14 protein-coding genes are annotated in these 19,609 nt (G+C 55.6%); 4 read left to right on the top strand and 10 right to left on the bottom strand.

Annotated elements, in window-relative coordinates; genetic code table 11:
• Window positions 1-163 precede the first annotated feature (163 nt).
• Window positions 164-727 carry an OmpA family protein gene (locus tag DHN60_RS17605; RefSeq protein WP_234423694.1) on the top strand — a complete coding sequence of 188 codons (564 nt, stop codon included), beginning with the start codon at window positions 164-166 and terminating at the stop codon, window positions 725-727.
• Window positions 728-780: 53 nt separating this feature from the next.
• Complete coding sequence (locus tag DHN60_RS17600) at window positions 781-2,970, top strand: protein kinase (protein WP_234423693.1); 2,190 nt, start codon at window positions 781-783, stop codon at window positions 2,968-2,970.
• Between the two features lie 735 nt (window positions 2,971-3,705).
• Here DHN60_RS17600 and DHN60_RS17595 read toward each other — a convergent pair.
• From DHN60_RS17595 to DHN60_RS17585, 3 genes are all read right to left on the bottom strand, one after another.
• Window positions 3,706-5,391 (bottom strand): alkaline phosphatase family protein, encoded by a 1,686-nt coding sequence (locus DHN60_RS17595; protein WP_108838632.1) that lies wholly within the window; start codon window positions 5,389-5,391, stop codon window positions 3,706-3,708.
• An 88-nt stretch (window positions 5,392-5,479) separates the two neighbouring features.
• A complete protein-coding gene (locus tag DHN60_RS17590) occupies window positions 5,480-6,436 on the bottom strand; it encodes an HAD family phosphatase (protein WP_108838631.1) in 957 nt (318 codons plus the stop codon).
• Window positions 6,437-6,511: 75 nt separating this feature from the next.
• A complete protein-coding gene (locus DHN60_RS17585) occupies window positions 6,512-8,044 on the bottom strand; it encodes an arylsulfatase (protein ID WP_108838648.1) in 1,533 nt (510 codons plus the stop codon).
• Between the two features lie 312 nt (window positions 8,045-8,356).
• On the opposite strand from DHN60_RS17585, the gene DHN60_RS17580 reads away from it, so the two are divergent.
• Entirely contained in the window at window positions 8,357-9,103 is a 747-nt protein-coding gene (locus DHN60_RS17580; protein WP_108838630.1) for an outer membrane protein, read from the top strand.
• 98 nt (window positions 9,104-9,201) lie between these two features.
• On the opposite strand, the gene DHN60_RS17575 is transcribed toward DHN60_RS17580, so the two are convergent.
• The 7 genes from DHN60_RS17575 to DHN60_RS17545 all read right to left on the bottom strand — a co-directional run bounded on the left by DHN60_RS17575 (window position 9,202) and on the right by DHN60_RS17545 (window position 17,507).
• On the bottom strand, window positions 9,202-11,148 hold the full coding sequence (locus tag DHN60_RS17575; protein WP_234423692.1) for a multiheme c-type cytochrome: 1,947 nt from the start codon (window positions 11,146-11,148) through the stop codon (window positions 9,202-9,204).
• 116 nt (window positions 11,149-11,264) lie between these two features.
• Complete coding sequence (locus tag DHN60_RS17570) at window positions 11,265-12,584, bottom strand: BatD family protein (protein ID WP_108838629.1); 1,320 nt, start codon at window positions 12,582-12,584, stop codon at window positions 11,265-11,267.
• Window positions 12,581-14,101 (bottom strand): VWA domain-containing protein, encoded by a 1,521-nt coding sequence (locus DHN60_RS17565; protein WP_108838628.1) that lies wholly within the window; start codon window positions 14,099-14,101, stop codon window positions 12,581-12,583. The genes DHN60_RS17570 and DHN60_RS17565 overlap by 4 nt, the downstream gene beginning before the upstream one ends.
• Entirely contained in the window at window positions 14,094-15,080 is a 987-nt protein-coding gene (locus DHN60_RS17560; protein ID WP_108838627.1) for a VWA domain-containing protein, read from the bottom strand. The genes DHN60_RS17565 and DHN60_RS17560 overlap by 8 nt, the downstream gene beginning before the upstream one ends.
• A complete protein-coding gene (locus tag DHN60_RS17555) occupies window positions 15,080-15,559 on the bottom strand; it encodes a DUF4381 domain-containing protein (protein ID WP_108838626.1) in 480 nt (159 codons plus the stop codon). The genes DHN60_RS17560 and DHN60_RS17555 overlap by 1 nt, the downstream gene beginning before the upstream one ends.
• A complete protein-coding gene (locus tag DHN60_RS17550; protein ID WP_108838625.1) occupies window positions 15,556-16,503 on the bottom strand; it encodes a DUF58 domain-containing protein in 948 nt (315 codons plus the stop codon). The genes DHN60_RS17555 and DHN60_RS17550 overlap by 4 nt, the downstream gene beginning before the upstream one ends.
• A gap of 8 nt (window positions 16,504-16,511) precedes the next feature.
• On the bottom strand, window positions 16,512-17,507 hold the full coding sequence (locus DHN60_RS17545) for a MoxR family ATPase (RefSeq protein ID WP_108838624.1): 996 nt from the start codon (window positions 17,505-17,507) through the stop codon (window positions 16,512-16,514).
• A 438-nt stretch (window positions 17,508-17,945) separates the two neighbouring features.
• Here DHN60_RS17545 and DHN60_RS17540 point away from each other — a divergent pair, with 438 nt between their 5' ends.
• Window positions 17,946-19,583 (top strand): mechanosensitive ion channel family protein, encoded by a 1,638-nt coding sequence (locus DHN60_RS17540; RefSeq protein ID WP_234423691.1) that lies wholly within the window; start codon window positions 17,946-17,948, stop codon window positions 19,581-19,583.
• The last annotated feature ends 26 nt before the right edge of the window (window positions 19,584-19,609 follow it).

Raw genomic sequence — 19,609 nt, 5'->3', positions numbered from 1 at the left:
TAGGGCCTGACTTTTGGCACCTTCGCGGGGCAAGCTTGATGATGCCGCGAGCATTTTGAGGGGTTTTGTTGGCCGACGTTTCCACCGCAAAGAATTTGGCATCGCTGATGTGGTACTGTAAGGTTTTAGCAGATTGTTCGTACGATTTTATGAAGGAATTGCCATGATGAAAGGTCTCAATACTGCGCTGTTCACAGCCGCGATTGTGATGATCAGTTTCGGCGCACCGGCGATGTCACAAGACACTTCAACGCCGTCTGTCGAAGAAATGACAGAGAACTTCAAAAAACAGAAAACCCGCGGATTGGTGATTGCAGCCCCGCAAACGGATGAAACACCTGCCGCAACCCCGACCGCAGAACCAGAAAACATCACTACGATCATCCCAAAGGATGAACAGGTGAATATCAACGTGTCCTTCGATTTTGACTCCGCCGCCTTGCGTGAAGATGAAAAGCCAAAGTTGACCATGCTGTGCGATGCTTTGAAAGCTGCTGATGTTCAGAAGATCCGAATATTGGGTCATACGGATGCGTCCGGATCTGCTGAGTACAATGAGCGCCTGTCAAAATTGCGCGCAGAAGAGGTCAAAAGGTTCCTGACCTCTGATTGTGGCTATCCTGCTGACCGGATGGAGGCACTGGGCGTCGGTGAAAGCTCCTTGTTTGACCCGAATGATCCGCTGAGTGACGTCAACCGGCGGGTTGAATTTCAGGCGCTCGGCTAGAGCGTTAAAGGACCTGGCCTTATGAATTCTACGAACTGGGGCGAGGGCCAATTGTGAGTTCCAAAGACAACCCCGGCATCTTCCAAATCGGGGATGTGCTGAACAACACCTATCGGATCGACAAAGTGCTGGGCCTCGGCGGCACATCTGAGGTGTATCGCGCTGTAAGCGAGATTTCAGGCCGGATCGTCGCTGTCAAAGCGTTGCGCGCCGAGTTCTCGCGCAACGAAGACTTCCTCAACCTGATGACGCGCGAGGAAGCGATGCGCGAAATCCGCCACGATGCGATCGTGCGCTATTACGACAACCAGCGCACCGACGATGGGCATGTCTATCTGGTGATGGACTATGTCGATGGCCCCGGTTTGGACCGCAAGGTCAAAGACGGGGGCATGTCAGCCGAAGACGTGTTGATCGTCTGTCGACGGGTCACCGAAGGGTTGGTGGCCGCGCACGCGCACAATATCGTCCATCGTGATCTGTCGCCTGACAATATCATCTTGCGCGATGGCAAGCCTGAAGAGGCGGTCATTATCGACTTTGGGATTGCAAAGGATACCAATCCCGGAGCCGAAACGATTGTAGGCAATGAGTTCGCGGGCAAATTTGCTTACGCTGCCCCCGAACAGTTGCATGGGCAAACCGATGCCCGTGCGGATATCTATGCATTGGGCGCACTGTTGTTGGCCACGTTCAGGGGGGCCCGGCCAAACATCGGCAATAATCTGATGGACGTCGTCAACATCAAGGCAAGGCCACTGGATACCGAAGGTGTGCCCGAACCGCTCAAGACGATGATTGATCATATGACACGTCCAGATCGGGATCATCGTCTTGCCACTGCGCAGGCCGTACTTGATCAGCTTGATGCGCTGCAAAACGGATCTGCAACGGGCGAGGACATCGACGACGACGATCGTACTGTAGTGCTGCCACGTGCGGCAGATGAACCCCCCATATCAGAGGCGGCGACCATCGTTGAGCCGACCCCTGCGGTCAGCGAAACCGATGCGCCGTCACTGCCCCCTGAGCCTGCGAAAAAGCGAGGGCCACTGGTGCCGGTTCTTGCGGTCCTTGCCGTTGGTGCGATTGGTGCAGCTGTGTTTTTCTCCGGCGCTCTCGACGCTGTAACGGGGCCCCGTTACCCGGTCGCGAACCCCTACAGTTTGGAAGTGTCGCGTTCGGAAAACAACCAGCCGACAGCGACTGGGAACATGCCGTCCGAAGAAGCGCGCGATGCATTGAACGCCTTGATCGCCGGGCAACAAGGAACCGCCGAACTGACCCTTGCAACTGGTGAAATCCCCGAAACGTGGGACGCCGACATACTGCGCCTCATTGATGCCGTGGACCATCTTCCCGAGTTTCGCGTGCGGGCGGATGCAAGCCGCGTTCAGATCATTGGCCTAACCTATGATGCAGCCGAGCGGCAGGCGCTGATGACGGCCCTGACCCAGACCGAAATGAAAGGCGCATTTGAATTGAGCGCCAGCATTGACCTAGGCCCTCGGATTCTGAGCGCGGACGCCCTTTTCCCGATTCTGGCCACCCATCAGAACTGTGGGGAACTGAATGTGGTGAACGCCCCAACAGCAGGGTATCCGAATGGCAGCCAAGTGATGGTCGCCGGGCGCGTCGACAGCCCTAACACCCTTGATGTGCTGTCTGACAAGTTAACGCGAGCGATTGGCGACCGGAGCCTGATGCTTGATGTCGAAGTTCTCAACCCAACTCTTTGCCTGATCGACAGTGTGCTGCCAAATGTTTCAGGCGGCGACGTTCGCATCGATTTCAGAGACGGGAGCGACGATACCATCAATAGCACCGGTGACTTCTTTGTCGGGCAAAACCCGGTCATCGAAATTGTTATCCCTTCTGAGATGTCAGATGGGTATTTGTTTGTCTCTGCCTTGGATGTATCTGGAAATGTATATCATCTGCTGCCTAACCTTTTCGCAGCCGACAACAATGTCGAAACACTGCGCGCCGGGCGCGAAGGCGAAATCCGCGTGCGGGTGGCGCACAGTGCTGCCGACAGTCAGGATGGCAGCAAACTGGCCTTCGTCGTGGATGATACATCATTGGGAAAGACCAAAGTTCTCGTGATCCACTCGGATCAACAAATCTTTGATGGCCTGCGTCCGACAACTGAATCTGCAGGCGGTTATGCCAATGCGCTGGCGCAACGGCTTGGATCAATCAATTCATTGGACAGCCGCATTTTGACCACTGCCAGAGAGTGATTGACATCCTCGAGCCGAGTCCTCAATCAGCAAAAGCTTTAAATTTCGAAGCCAGTGCGAACTGGGCGCTGAAAACTCAACCTGCACCTTAAATCACTCAGATCGATGCGCTGCATTCCGTTCTATGACTTCGGGGCGGGATCTGTTTCAGTGAATGATGCGATCCATACTGGTATCTCGACCAACCCCGACAACCACGGCCCGGATCACTTCAAGCCGGAGGGATGATCAACCGTTGTGTCTAGCCCCCTCATTTGAGCTTTCTTTGATATGGTTTCGCGAACTGATGGACGTACCGGAGCCAGTCTATTCAGCTGAAAAATTTCGTGACATGACCGTCGATGGTGAGCTCGAGATCGAATGCGACAGTTGTTGTAACTTCTTCGTTAGAGACGTTTGGGCTGGCCCTGCGCATTGCGATATCGCGCCCAGAGAACATGAAGACGTGAACCTGTCTTGTTCATCTCCAGGGTATGATCGGCCACCGGACGACTGGAATGGATATTGGGAACTCCAGAGCATTCAGGTGAAATTTTTGAAGCAAACTACGACCAACTTCAAAAGATAATCGATACACAGGCGACCACGGGTCGTGCCAGTTTGATGAACCGGATGGTTTTTGCCCAGATCATCACATTCTTGGAGACTTACTTTTACAACAACCTCATAAACGCTTTGTGTATCACAACCCAAACCAGTTGTGCCTTTGGCCACGTGTTGCAAAGTGTCTGCGTATCAATAGCTAGGTAACGCTTCCAGCAGGGGTAGGCCGACAGCTCCGCTGGGTGGCTTCGTGCGCATGATCGATGCAATGGTAGCTGCGACATCAATTGTCTCGACACGGCGATCAACACGGTCAGCGGCAATCCCCGGCCCCGCAAAGATAATCGGGACATAGCTGTCATAGGTCCAAGGGGAGCCATGCGCCGAGGCAACGGTCAGGCCGTCAAATTCGGCAACAAACCAATGCGGTTCGAAAACCACATAAATGTCACCCGAGCGGTCAGGGTGGTAATTTGCCAATACGGCGCGCGCGATCACGGTATCAGGGACATCACCGCGCCGCAGGCTTGATCCGGTGATGGCAAAGGCGATACCGGGCAGTTGTTGAAGCTCTGCCGCTACCGCCTCTTCTACCTCGGCCATATCGGCACCGGTCGCCTTGATCGCATTGCGGTCAAGATAGACGTATGGATTGGTAAAGCTCTCGATCATCTCCTGCCCAAGCCCGAAGCGTTCTCGCAATCGTGCGAACCCCGGGGTGGTGTCAACATCGTCGAAATTGAAAGCCTGCGCTTCAATCCCAAGCGTCGCGAGATAGCCCGCCGCTTCGGGCGCGCCGTGATCGGACGAAAGAACAACCAAAGTCTCATCAAGGCCAACGATCTCGTCGACGAAATCCAGCAAGTCAGCGATAGTTTGGTCGAGCCGTTTGAAGTTGTCTTCTGCCTCAAGGCTGGAGGGGCCAAAGATATGGCCCACATAATCGGTTGACGAAAGGCTGACGCTCATGAAATCGGGCACGTCGTCTTGCCCGACTTCCTCGGCAGTCATCAGAGCTTTGGCAAAATCAACAGTGATCTCATCTCCAGCCGGGCTGAGCGTTAGCAGCGTCGTGTAGTATTTGCTGTCCGCTGCCCCATAGGGGTGTGGGAAGGTGCGCCCAAAGCCCGGAAAATCAGTTTCCCATGGCTGGTTATCTTTCTCCCAGAACACATAGTTCTCGGCCGGGAGAATTGGCCTCCAGTCCCACCCGGCATATGAGTTGACCATGTCTTTGGTCTCCCATTCGGACACCCATGACGGGTAGTCGTCACGGTAAAATGTGGAGGTGACAAAGCGCCCCTCCGCCTTGGAGAACCAATAGGCTTGCCCTGCATGACCGGCGAACGATATTGCGCCCCGATCCTTGACCGACACCCCAAAGACCTTTGCTTCTGGCCCGTAGTGCAAGCGGATTTCATCGCCAATGGTCGAGGTCAGGATGTTACGAGGCGAGCGGCCGTCAGTGGTTGCAGCGCGCTGGGTCGGGTCGATCTCGGTATCTGCATCAACACCAGAGGCCCCCACCAGCGGGTAGTCCGGGTCCTGCACGTTGTAAAAGGTGGTGCCGGTGTCGCGGTCAAACCAGAGGTTGGCCACCATGCCGTGAATGCCCGGATCAGTGCCCGTGGACAGGGTCGTATGCCCAACGATAGTTTCTGTGTTGGCGTGGCGATGATGGGCGTTGGCGAAATGGACGCCGCTTTTCAAAAGCCGGTTGAAACCGCCGTCTCCCAATCCAGCGCCATACCGATCAATCAGGTCTCCGCGCAACTGGTCTACAGTGATTTGCAGCACAAGTTTGGGCACTGTGTCGGAGTGGGCAACTGACGCAATCCCAAAGGTCAAGGCTACGATGCAGCTGGCTCTTTTGAGCATGAATGGTCCCTTTCTGGTCGCCAGACATAAATCGACTGTTTTGTACCAAGAGGCCGCCGCCTGAGGCGGCCGCAAATTGGAGGTGGGCTTACTCTGGCCAGACCTGTGTCCAGTCATTGGCCATATCCACAATGACCCAACCGCGATCAGGTCCTTCATCCAAACCTCGGTTCAACACACCGATGTGTCCGTCGCGGTCATAGGCAAATTCGCGCTCTGCGTCCGTGTGATGCACCAACAAACCAAATCGGGGGCCATCGCCTGCCGTTGTGTATTCCAGCATGGCAAAATCACCGTCGGAATTTCCGCCTGCAAAGATCGGACGCTTGCCAATGCGGCTGTCGATACCGACTGGTTTACCTTCTTTGTCGTCGACGAAATCAATACCCGGCAATTTCATAACGACACCATCCGCGTATTCGGTTGGCCCGGATGATCCAATGACCTGTTCAGGCGGAATGTTGTACGCGGTTTCGGCAAAGGCGCGGATGAAATGAACGCCGCCGCCCGATGTGATCCATGTCTGAAACTGCTGATCTCGCAGATAAGACAGCAATTCGAGCATGGGCTGATACACCATCTCGTCATAGCGCACGCCGGTTTTCGGGTGGCGTGCGGTCTCAAGCCATGCACGAACATCATCCTGAAACGCCTCGACCGATATGCCAGCATGGCTGACGGCCAGAACCTCAAGCAAGGCCTCAATGCCACCCGCCGCAACCGTTTCGATATCACCTTCGGCTGCTGCTTTCAGTGTGTCGCTGGTCAGGATGGACGGATCCGCATCGGCCTTTTCCTTCAGGCGATCGAGAGCATAAATCAGTTGGAAATAGACGGGCTGTTCAGCCCAAAGAGTGCCATCATTGTCGAAGGTGGCTATGCGATCGGCAGGTGTCACATAGTCTGGGGATGCCGGATCGGTTACGCGTTCTACAAAAGAGATAATGGCTATTTTGGTCTCTGTATCGGCCCATGATGGCAATGGATCAGCCCAAGAGGCACAAGACATCAAGGATAAAGCGGCAGCAGTAATTAGAGGGCGCATTGAAAAACCTCTTTTGGTGACAAAAAAGGGGCCGAACCAGACATGGCACGGCCCCTTGTGTATCGCTATGAACGCCTACTTGGAGCCAGTTGCTTCCAGGATTTTTGCCGAAGCATCACCAATGGTGAAACTGCCCGGCTTTTGACGTGGCGGGAAATCTTCGAACGTCGCCAGGAATTTGCCGACATAATCCGCCGCAGGCAGCAGCAGATAGACTCGGTCAAGATACCAGTCCCAATAGGTGTTGGACGTGATATTGGCGCGCTCGTAAGGGTCGCGGCGCAGGTTGAACAGCAACGGAATGCGCAGTTCGGTCCAAGGCTCAGCCCAGGCACGCAACGTCTGCGGATAGCGGTGCTCAAGGAAGATCGCTTTCCAGTCGTCATAGCGCAGCGCCGTCAGATCCCCGTCATCCGAGAAGTAGAGAATCTCGTGACGTGGGCCTTCGTCAGCTTCACCCGTCAGGTAGGGCAGGAAGTTGTAGCCATCGAGGTGCACCTTGTAGTCACGACCGCCACCAACTTCGGCAACGGATACACCTTCAAGCAGTTGCTCTTTGATGTCCGGGTTTCCAGCAACCGCAACATAGGTTGGCAACCAGTCCATATGGTGCATGATCTCATTGCTAACAGCACCGGCTTCGATCTGGCCAGGCCAACGAACCATCGATGGCACACGCCAGCCACCTTCCCAGTTGGTGTTCTTTTCACCCCGGAATGGTGTCATCGCAGCATCCGGCCAGCTGTTCATATGCGGGCCATTGTCCGTCGAATAATGCACGATGGTATTGTCGGCGATTCCCAGTTCGTCCAGCAGGTCCAGGAACTGTCCGATATGCAAGTCATGTTCGACCATGCCAGCCTGGTATTCGTCCAGGTGCTTGCCAGCGATCTCGTCTGCCCTGACGCGCATCTCGTCTTTGACATGTGTGCGGAAGTGCATTCGTGTGCCGGACCACCAGACAAACCAAGGCACGTCAGCTGCTTCTTGGCGTTTGATGAAATCGATCGCTGCTGCGACTGTTTCGTCGTCTACAGTTTCCATCCGCTTTTTGGTCAGCGGGCCGGTGTCTTCAATAGTGCCATCTGCAGAGGATTTGATCACGCCGCGCGGGCCAAAACGTTCGCGGAACTCTGGGTTCTGCGGATAGTCTTCGTTTTCGGGCTCTTCTTCGGCGTTCAGATGGTACAGGTTACCAAAGAATTCGTCGAAGCCGTGATTGGTTGGCAGCATGGCGTCGCGGTCGCCAAGGTGGTTCTTGCCAAACTGACCAGTCGCATAGCCATGTGGTTTCAGAAGGCCCGCGATTGTCGGGTCTTCTATCTGCATGCCTTCGGGTGCGCCAGGCATACCAACTTTTGACAGACCCGTGCGGAACACGGATTGGCCCATAATGTAAGATGACCGGCCAGCCGTACACGACTGCTCGCCATAGTAATCTGTGAAGATCATGCCTTCGTTAGCAATGCGGTCGATGTTTGGCGTGCGATAGCCCATCAGACCCATGGTATAGGCGCTGATGTTGGATTGGCCGACATCGTCACCCCATATCACCAGAATATTAGGCTTTTCCGCGTCCTGAGCCACTGCCGCGCCCGACAACGCCACAAGCGTTGTGACCGCCACAGCTTTCAGCCGCAGTATGTTTTTGAATGACAAGATTCTCTCTCCTTCTTGGTTCTAACTTTTTTTGTTGGCTATGAATCACGTTAGCGTCACAACTGAGTCCATGCCACAGCTTATTCCCGTTTTTTGATAGATCGTCCGCGGTTTGGTAGGCGGTCGAATTGGGTTTTGCCGGTGCACTCACCCTAGGCTCAAGTCGAACGGCTACCCTTGCATAGCGGCAGGCATTGATGTGACAATGGTAGGCAATGAGCGGATAAGCTTCGACAAATGAAAGACTGAAATAAAGGACAAATGATGAAAACCGCCACTTTGACCGGGTGCCTCACGGCAGCAATGATGACAGTCGCGGTTCCTGCAACCGCGCAGGATAGTTCGTGGGACACGTCCTTTACCTTTTATCTGTGGGCGGCGGAAACCGATACGTCGATCACAACCCCTGCCGGTGTAATCGAATCCACGCTGCCCTTCAGCGAAGCTCTTGAGAACCTCGATTTCGCGTTCATGGGTGCAATTGAGACCCGGAAAGGCCCGTGGAGCTTAATCGGCGACTTAGCGTATACCGATCTTGCTTTTTCTGAGCCCACGCCCGGAACTGCCTCGAGCGGGATCGAGGCAGATGTCAAACTACAGGTTCTGAACCTCTACGGATTGTACAACGTTCACTCCGCAGATGGTTTGACCATAGACGTCGGCGGCGGAGCGCGCGCGTTTGATGCAGACGCAACGATGACCCTGTTGCCGGGCGCAGCCGCCGGGCGGTCAGCGAGCTTCAATAAAAACTGGGTTGACCCTGTGATTGCAGCGCGTTTTGCCTATGAAATTTCCGATCGTTGGACCGCTGTGGGGCTATTGGATTACGGCGGATTTCGAAGCGACAGCGAGTCCTGGCAGGTACTTATCAGCGCCCGCTATGCTATCAATGACCAGTGGAGTCTCGTTGGCGCCTATCGCTACCTCGACCTCAAGAACGGCTCTTCCGATGACCGGTTTAAGCTTTCTCAATCAGGTCCGGTATTTGGCGTACGGTACGACTTCTGAGTGTTGGACAATACTGCAGGCACGTACAAATTGTCTGCATATCTGAAGGTCTAATCAAAACGCTCCCGCAAAAGCGGGAGCGATTTGCGTTCAGCCGCTTACAATTGAAGTTCCGCCCGAAGCAGAGACAGTTGGATGCTGTCAGGATTGGCCTCGATGGCTCGATTTGCTGCCTCCTGTGCAGCGTCGCGGTTTCCCAAAGCGTCGTGGATTCGGATTATCATAACCCACCCTTGCTCAAGCTGCGGGTCGAGTGACACAGCCTCTCCAAAGGCACGCAGTGCGGCATCCATACGGCGCGTGGTCAGACCAATACCTGCCATCACCAGTTGCGTTTCGGGAAAATCGGTCTTGGCCAAGAGCGACCCTTGCCAGTCTTGCATCGCAGCACTCAATGCCTGTGAGATGACTCCGGGCAGTTGTATCGCCCGTAGGCCGAGGAATTCACGCGCGGCAGCAATGCGCACAGTTTTTGCCGGATCACCCAGCATGGTACTGAGCACGGCTGCCCGCTCTGCTTCCGGTGCACCCCGCTGCAAACCGACGGCGGCGGCGCGCACCATCGGGTCAGGGTCCTCCAACATGGGCGCCAATCGGGCGGCAAGCGTGGGGGTTGCTACCCGGCTCAGCATTTCAAGCGCCGTGGCCCGTGCGATCCCAGGCAATGCGGCATACTCGGCAAGCGCGGCAAGTTCATCAGCGCTTCCCGTCACGTCCCGTCGACCGGCGGCAAGTGTCTGGCCATAATGTGGCCCTCGGTTTGCACTGTCGGGATACCATTTCGCGACTGCTTCGGCTGCCCACGCGGCTGTCTGATCACTATGACAATCGGTGCAGGCATTTGGGCTGCGTGTCTCGATGCTAAGATCGGGGCGCGGAATGCGGAATGAGTGGTCACGTCGGCCGTCCACCACCATGTAGTCCCGCTCGATCATATGGCAGTTTTTGCACTGTGCGCCTTCGCTGCCGGTGGGGTGAAAATGATGCGATGGGTCATCATAGGACTTGAGCGCGAGTGTCGGGAAGTCTGTGTTGCCGGCCTCAGAATGGCATTGCGTGCACAAACCATTCCCCTCGACGCGTAGTTCGGCAGAGTGTGGTTCGTGGCAATTGCTGCAAGTCACGCCCTTGGCATACATTTTGGACTGTAGAAATGAGCCATAGACATAGACCTCTTCGAGGATCTGACCGTCCGCGTGGTATGTACCCTCACGCAGGGTGCTAAGCCGGTAGGCATCATGGAACCCCGTACCGGGCAGCGGGTTGCCGTCCGCGAAAGGTTCGCGGCGTGCGTGGCAGCTTGCGCATTGCTGCACCAAGACTTCGCCGCCTTGTGACATGTTGATCGTAAGCCCTGTCTCGGTGAGCCCGGTCCACGGTTCTTGCGTCGTTTCCAGCCCTTCAGCCCATGCGAGATGCGCTTCGCCTGGACCATGGCAGGCTTCACATCCGACGCCAATTTCGGCTTGGGTACTGGCGTAACTGAGTGTGTCGGGCGAGTAGTTTTTGCTGAAGTCCGTGGCATGGCATTCGGCGCAGCGGCCGTTCCAGTTCTTGTATGGACCTGTCCAGTGCAGGCCGTCGCCCCCATAAAGTTCCTGATCAGGATAAAGGTGATACCAGCGCTTTTCCTCAGTGTCCCAGACTACATCAAAGGACTGCAATCTGCCCTTTTCAGTTTCCAGAAGATATTGCTGGAGCGGCTCTACGCCGACGACGCTGTGCACCGGGTAGCGTGTGATACGCCCGTCTGGCCCGTCCGTTTCGATCATGTAGGCGTCGCCGTCGCGGTAAAACCGGGACATGATACCATTCTGAGTGAACGTGGTGTTGTTGAAATCACCCAGAATGTTTGCAGCATCGGTTTCGGTCCATGCCTTGGCGTGGTGCGAACCCTCCCACGCCTCCGTCGCATCGCGGTGGCAATCCGCACAGGCTGCTGAACCGACATAGTCTGGAACCGAATTCGTTTGTGCGGCAACAGGAGTCGCCATGCCGAGCAGAAAGATGGCAGTGCGCGCAAGCCTGCGAAATTTGGGAGTCATGGCACCGGGAACCTCAATAACCACACGGAGTCGCGTGTGCGTCCCAGCGTAATCGCTGCTGCGTCAGGAACAACCTCAAAAACTTGGCGTTTCAACTCGGTGCGTTCGCAATCACGTCATATGAAAGGGTTGAGGGGCGGCAACTTTGTTGCAGTGCTGGTGTGATGCCGAAAAATCAGTGTACGACGCTCTTTGCGCAATTTACTTCGGATGATCTGCCACTGTTGCGAGGACGCACCCTGCTCCGCACCATCTCGGTATTTCGCGCGCCCAAGTGCAGTGATGGCGGCTTCAAGATCCTCACCCGGTGCTATTCCACGTGCCGATCGTTGTTTTAGTGCGACAAACAATCCATTGAGATCCTGCGCCGCGGCTTTCTTTTCTGCCAAACGATGGGCGGCAAAGGCCGATGCGTCATAGCGTTCCTGCAAACGCTGCAAACGAGGCCGCGCAAACGGATAGACAAAGCGGTAAGCGACCCAGACCACCACGACAGTCAGAACGAATATCAATACCCACAGAATAACAGTTTGGCGGTCAATGGGTGTTCTTTCCTGCGGAGGTTGCGCGACAGTGACCGTGAGGCCGGGCAGGGTGATTTCCTCAATCTCGTCGGACTCCAGATTGTACCATTGAAGTGTGATATCTGGGAAAACTGCGGTGCCACCGCTTTGCGCGATGTAGCTTACAGTCTCGGTGCGCGCGCCGGACATGACACCGCGCTCCATGCTCTCAGTTACAACCGCATCTTCCGGATATGGTGCAAAAGTGGCAGCAGATTCTGTCTCTGTCTCTGTCTCTTCGTCCTCGGCCGATGACGCCGGCGGTTCCTCTGAAGAGGCGCTTTCCAGCAAAGGCGGTATGAAGAGCGCGCTGGTGCCCGAAATAGAGATTTCCAGACTGCGAACGACCGCGTCCCCAACGGAAAGCTCTTCTTCGCCGCCCTGCCACGTCTGTTCTATGTTCACCCCGTTTGCGAGTATCAGTGGATCAAGAGCACTCGCACCCTCCGGGACAGTTGCCGTGATCGTCGTGGCGGGGACCGCGACAGAAAGCGGCACGTCCTCATTGGTTTGTGTGTCTTTGTAAACGATGGACAGCTGCTGTTCCGGGATCTCGGTGACGCCCGCTTGCATCGGATAAATCCGATATGTCCGCTGAACGCCTGCCCATGTGTCTCCCTCGATCCGTTCGCTGACAGGCGAGGTGGAGCGTTCCGGAAGACGCACGATTAACCCCGGCACTTCGAACGTGGGGAATACCGGCGGTTTTGGCATAAATGACGGCACCAGAACTTTGACCCGCAACATGTATGGCTGGCCGACGGTCACTTCGTCCTGTTCTGAGGTTATGTCGATCTTGGGATCCTGTGCGTTTGCAACGCTGGCCAAACAGCAGATGCACAGACCGATGATTGCTGACCACGGGCGCATCATTCGGACCTCTGCGCGTTTTCAAGCAGAAAACGGGTCGCGAGAAAATCGCCCACCTGCGTATCGACGGCCCGCATCCAGTCTTCGGTACTCAGACCCTGTGCCGGGACATCCGTTTCTTCTCGTTCGATCTCGGTCTCTTCGCCCTGACCGCTTTCGTTGTCGAATACGGTGTCATCAGCACCGATACCCGCTTCTTCACCTGTATCTGATGACAGCTGGGCATTTTCAACATATGCGACAATCGCGCGTGCCACTTCCAGATTGGCCGCCGAAGTAGCGTCGTTCGGGTCCCGTTCCACAGCCTTTTCGAATGCTCGAATCCCATCGTGGTAGTTGCGGTTGCGCAGCAAGGCCACGCCCTCACCATTGGCGCCAGCAACTGTTTCGATAAATCCGAAGGCTTCAGCGGCCTCTTCGTAGCGTCCGGCGCGCAAAAGGGCGAAGGCACGTTGTTCAGGATCCTCAAACAGATCGGCTGCGCCGCTGAAATCCTTGTTGTTCATATGGATCTGACCCTGCTGATCAGGGGTCAGGAACCAGTCTCGCCAGCCTTCAGCTTGCACAGGCGTGCTGACCGTGCCCAGAAACAAGCCCACCAGCGCCCACCGCATTGTCCAACCGCGCCTGAACCAAGGCAGGAACAACAAGAGAGCGGGCCAGGCAAGGAGCCATCCTTTGTCTTCCCAATCTTGTCGATCGTCCTCCAGAAGGGCCTCCCGATAGGCGGACAACACGGCTCTCTCGATCCGGTTAAGATCGGCGTCATCGGCACTGATGGTTACAACGGAACTGTTTTCGATCCGGTCGAGCTGGGGCAACTCGACCCCTGCGCCCGCGACGACGAAAAAGATCACTGGTGGCCGGTCCGAAGCGGACACATTGAACGCGTCGACATTGCCCAGGCTAAGATCGTCCAGAACGAAGAGGATTGCTCCCGGTGTCTCGGATCCTTCCAGTTCTGCCTGTGCCAGTTCCAGCCCCTGATCAGCACGGTCGCCTTCTTCCGGCATCATATCCGGGGCGAGACCGGACAGGTATGATTTCAGGATATTGGGGTCTTCGGTTAGGGGCGTGACCCGATGGGCAGAACCGGCATATGCGATCAAGGCGGTCTTGGCGCCTGCGCGTCGTTCGATCAGATCAAGGATCTTGAAAGAGGCACGTTTCAATCGCGTTGGCTGCACATCGACGTTTTCCATTGACGGCGTGACCTTGAGAACCACAGCCAAGGGCGCGGTTTGTGCAAGCAGCGGATTGGCCACTCGGCTCCATGTTGGCCCGGCGGCCGCCACGACCAACAGCCCAAGAGTCAGGGCAACGCCATCGATTGGATAGACCCGGCGCCCCTCGTTCAATCCAACGGTCAGTGCACGGGCGAGATGCGGAGCGATCCCTTCGGGCAGCGGGTCATCACGTGTTTTCTGCCATCGTATGGCCCACCAGATCAGAGCCAGTGGCACCAGTGCGAGTAACCACCCTGGGCGCAGAAAATGGAACACGCCAATCAGGTCAGCCACGCCGTGCCTCCCTTACTGAAGACAGCATCAGGCCAAGCATCATGGCGATGCCCAAAAGCGCTGCGGCGGTAAAGGCAAGGTGGCCAAACTCCTGTCTTGGTTGAAACGTTGTCGTGTCCACTACTCTGGGATTCAGCCGATCAATTTCTGCATAGATATCTGCAAGACCCTGGGCATCATCGGCCACATAAAATGCCCCATCTGCCCGATTGGCAATCGCCTCCAGCGTATCGAGATCGACGCGATCATCGCCACTTCCGTCAGGGTCTCCGACACCGATGGTGAAGATTTTGACCCCGGCATTTGCCGCGATTTCCGTGGCGTTGAGCGGACTCATCTGACTGTTGGTATCCGCGCCATCGCTCAGCAAAATGAGAAGCTTTTGTTCGATCTCAGAGGCCTCAAACGTGCGCAGCGCGAGGCCAATGGCATCTCCCATCGCAGTATGCGGCCCGGCCATGCCCACTTGGGTCTGCTCCATAAGCTCCGCGGCACTCTCCAGATCTTCGGTGAATGGTGTTTGCAGATATGCGTTGGAACCGAAAACGATCAGCGCGACACGGTCGCCGTCACGTTCAACGATAAAGTCGTTGATCACCTCTTTGACTGCCGCAAGCCTTTGCAGGGGATTGCCGTCAGCGTCACTCATATCGCGGGCATCCATCGATCCCGAAATGTCGACGGCCAGAACGAGATCACGGGCAGCTTTTTCGATCACAATCGGCTCGCCAAGAACTTGCGGGCGCGCAACGCCTACGACGGCTAAAATCCAACACAACACCGCAACAGTCATCTGCGCTCTGCCCCTTTTGCGGACCAGCGACCCTTGGGATGGAGTTTGGCCGGCAGCGGCAGCGATGCTTTGAAAAAAGGGTACCCGCAGCGCCTGTGCGGTTTCGCGGTGCGCGGGGGCGTACCACCACACCAGCAAAGGCAGGGGCAAGATCAGAAAAGCAAAAGGCGCAGCAAAAGACAGCATTAGGACGCCTGTTCCGGTCGACGGTGCATTTTGATCCAGGCTTCGGCCATTGCCGGAAGGTCCTTGTGGGGAGGCTGAGGGGAGAAGGGCGCTGTTGCCAGAACACGACCCGCGTCAGAACGGGCAAAGTTTTTTGCATCAGACGTACGATCGAGGAATTCAAGCCATTCGGACCCTTGCAGTCCAGCGACAGTGTCCCGTGCGAAGGCTGCCAACGCCGTGCGTCGTAATATGCTGGAAATCGCGACCGGATCATCACCGGCCGTGCGCAATTCAGCCAGAGCGTCTCGGCGGTATTGAGTTGCGCGTCGCCATGCCAACAGCTTCCAGAACCCGAGGCCAATTAGAAAGAGAACCGCCAAACCGAGCCAGATCCAACCTACAGTTTGCGGCCACATCGACACTGGCGCGGGTGCTTCTGGCAGAACGAGCAGGTCGTAAAGCTCAACCAGATTGAGTTTTTGGAGGTCATCGCTCATCTCTTTGCGCCACCCCCTGCGACCTGTCCGCCAAGTAGTCGCAACAATTGCGGCAGCGTTTCCTGTGCAGTTGTCAATGGGACCACAGGTACGGCGTATTTGGCAGAGAACCGGAGTAATGATGCCAAGCGGCCAGTGCTGAAGTCAGCCAGCTTTCGTCGCACCGTTTCGTCGCCGATGTTGACCTGAGCCTGCAAGGTACCGTCCGACACTACGATATCCAAATCGGGTGGCAGTTGTTCTGATGTTGGGTCAAGTACACTGAACAGGATCAATTCATTGTGCTGAGCAATCGTGCGCAGGTTCTTCTCTGTTTCTTCATCCCAGCCATCGAAGTCGCTAAAGACGATGACGAGTGCGCCAGACTTCACAATACGCGCCGCTGCGCTAAGCGGCTTGCTGAGGGGGGTCGAGTCAACCAAGGGTGCATTTGCATTCAGGCTGCAATTCGCCTCGGCCAGACGGTCGAGGAACCTGTTCAGCGACCGCGCCGAGGATTGCGGTCGCACTTCTTGCCATCCGTGGTCGTCAAATATGATGCCGCCGACCCGGTCGCCCTTGTCGCGCACGCGAAACGCCGCCAGCGCAGCAGCCTCTGCCGCGGTTACGGACTTCATGTTCAGCGCACTGCCAAAGTACATCGACATCCGCTGGTCCACGACCAGCATGACTGGGCGGTCGCGCTCTTCGGTATAGACACGCACATAAGGTGCCCCGGTCCGCGCAGTGACTTTCCAGTCAATGGTGCGCACGTCATCGCCTATGGCGTAGTGGCGCAACTCTTCGAAATTCAGGCCTCTGCCCTTTATTTTGGAGGCATGTTGGCCGTTGAGAATACTGTGTGAGGGTTGGCGCGGCCGGAATGAAATCGCGCGCGCGCGCCCTTTCAGCCCGCGCAGATGCGCGAGATCGACGTGTATGCGAGGGTCGCGTTTGCCAAGCATGGAAAGTCCTAAGGCAAGGCCACTTTCGACAGGATCGCGTCTGTCACATCATCAGCTGATACACCGTCTCCCTGCGCTTCGTATGACAGAGTAAGGCGGTGACGCAGAACGTCATGTGCGACGGCCCGCACATCCTGCGGGTCGACATAGTCGCGCCCGGCAAGCCATGCGTGCGCCCTGCTGCACTTGTCAAAGGCAAGCGAGGCGCGCGGGCTGGCGCCGATCTCTATCCAACGGGCAAGGTCTTCGGAAAGGGCTGCGGGAGTCCGTGTGCCATAAACCAGATCGGCTATGTATCTCTCCATCGGATCTGACACATGTATCTTAGAAATCTCTGCACGGGCCTCGAAGACTGCGCTTTGTGGAATTGCGGGAGGCTTTTCTGACTTTTCTTTGGCTTCGCCTGCGTCTTCTTTTTGCTTTGCAGCCTCTTCGCCGCGCACCAGACGGATTACCTCAACTTCATCCTCAACAGGGGGGTAGTCGACACGGACATGCATCAGGAACCTGTCCATCTGCGCTTCAGGCAGCGGATAGGTTCCCTCCTGCTCAATCGGGTTTTGGGTTGCCATCACGATAAACAGGGGCGGCATGATGTGGGTGGTTCCGGCCACGGTGACCTGGCGCTCTTCCATTGCTTCCAGCAAGGCGGCCTGCACCTTTGCAGGCGCGCGGTTGATCTCGTCCGCCAGCACGATGTTGGCAAAGATTGGACCGGGATCAAATTTGAACTCAGCGCCTTCAGGTCCCTGATGGTAGACTTCTGTGCCGGTGACATCTGACGGCAAAAGGTCTGGTGTGAACTGAATACGGCTGAACTCTGCATCCATATTCTTGGCCATTGCCTTGACGGCCCGGGTCTTTGCAAGACCGGGAAGCCCCTCGATCAGCAGGTTGCCATTGGCCAGAAGGCCAATCACCAGCCTCTCGACCACGTCCTTTTGGCCGATGATAGAGCGCCCCATGCGCGTTTTGAGTTCTTCGATCTGTAAAAGAGCAGTCACAGCACTGTCCGTTCGCACTAGGAATATGTTGGGTCTATACGGTTCATCATCGGGTCCTCGTGCCGTTTGGCAAGTCCAATTTGGCTTTCACATAAGGATTGCCCAGTGTGGGCTTGATGTTCTCAATGAAACGAACGTGGCGCTGTTCGTTTGCAGTTAGGCGCATCTGGATACCGAAGGCTCAGGGAGCAAAGTGCATGAGGAACTACGCAGCATAAACCCCGCCAAAAAGCCGACGGCTTTAGGGGCAGGTTTATCGTTCATCAACATGCCCATGCCTCTTTTGAACTCTTGTTAAATAACAGCGGTCTTTGCAATTTTGCCAAAATCGGTGATGGTTCATGTAAGACCATTATTCAACAACAGAGGTCACATGGCTTTGGTACAATTAATCCAACCTTTGGTTGGCGCGAAATGCCCTTATCGTGAGGGCTCCTTGTGAGACCGTTAGCCTATCTGTTCGCAATACTCTTTGCAGTTACTGGCTTTGTGTCGGGGCCTGTGGCGGCCCAAGATACCGAAGACCCAAGTCACGCCACCATTGAAAATCAGGGCGAAGAAAGCGACGTTTTCGTGGCCCCTGTCGATATCGAAGGTGAAACGCTTTTTTATGTGCGAGGCAGCACTGTATTGCCCGCCAGCGAACGTGCTGACGCTGTTGAAGAGCGCATTTATTCTCTGACAGAGCTTTCTGAATCCGCGCCCCTTCGTTTCGAAGTGCGTAAAATGGAGTTGGGCACGGGTGTCTATGCGAACGGCAAAATGATTACTGTCGTGACCGAGGCTGATGCAGAGTTCGAACAGTTTGATGTGGCTGTTCTTGCCCAGTTACAGTCTGAGGCTATCGAGGCGGCAGTTCGGAGTTACTGGGAAGGGCGATCAGAAGAGGCGCGTGTTGAAAGTGCGCTTGGTGCGGTTGCATGGACCGTCGGTTTTCTGATTGTTACCCTGCTTTTCTTTCGCCGACGACATCGGCTGATTGCAACCTTCGAGCGGATGACTGAACGCCGCTTCACACAAGTCGAAGAGGCGACCAAATCGGTTGTTCAAGGCAAGGCAGTCGCGCGGCTGGTTGGCTTTGGAGTCAATATCGTTCTCTGGGTCCTTTATCTGTTTGCAGTCTACTATTACCTGTCCGTCGTGCTTTTGTCGTTTGCTGAGACCCGGCCACTTGCTCAGATCCTGCTGGATTACGTGTCAGAACCGCTGGTAAGTGTCATCCTTGGCTTTATGGGCTACATCCCCAGTCTGTTCATGCTGACCATCATCGCGCTGATCACACGCTATGCCATCGGCGGTGTCCGGATCATCCTTGATAATGTCGAGGCCGGTATTTTTGAGTGGAAAAATTTCGAACCTCATTGGGTGAACCCCACCTACAACATCGCGCGTGTCGTTATTATCGCAATCGCGATTGTCTTTGCTTACCCCTACATTCCGGGTTCGGATTCACGGGCGTTTCAGGGCCTCACAATCCTTGCTGGTATCATCGTTTCCCTCGGGTCGAATACTGTTGTCAGCAATATGATGGCCGGATTGTTTGTCGTTTATCGGCGCAGCACAAACATCGGAGATCGCATCAAAGTTGGCGATCAGGTCGGCGATGTCGTTGAGATCAAGCTGATGGAAACCTTGGTCAAATCCATCAAGAATGAGATGATCAGTATCCCAAACGCGCAGCTTCTGAATTCCGAAGTTGTTAACTACTCTCGCACCATCGACGGGCGTGGCCTGATGGTCAACACGACGGTCGGCATCGGGTATGAAGAACCACAGGAAAAAATTGAGGCAATGCTGATCGAGGCGGCCACCCGCACTACGTATCTCAAACATTCGCCCAAGCCGTTCGTGCTTATGACGGCGCTTGCTGATTATGCGATAAATTACCAGATCAACGCCTTCTCAACGCGCGGATCAAGCCTTCCTCAAATTTATTCGGACCTGCACCGGAATATCGTGACCGTGTTCAATGAAAATGGCGTGCAGATCATGACACCATCTTACATTGCGGACCCGGACGAACCCAAAGTGCCCAAGGAAAAGTGGGATGGGGTTCTCGCTTCGACAAATGAGTAATGTTCGTCCCGAATGGCCACCTTACA

This window comes from Tateyamaria sp. Alg231-49 (assembly GCF_900143535.1).
Taxonomy (GTDB): Bacteria; Pseudomonadota; Alphaproteobacteria; order Rhodobacterales; family Rhodobacteraceae; genus Tateyamaria.
This window is presented reverse-complemented; position numbering and strand designations above follow the sequence as displayed.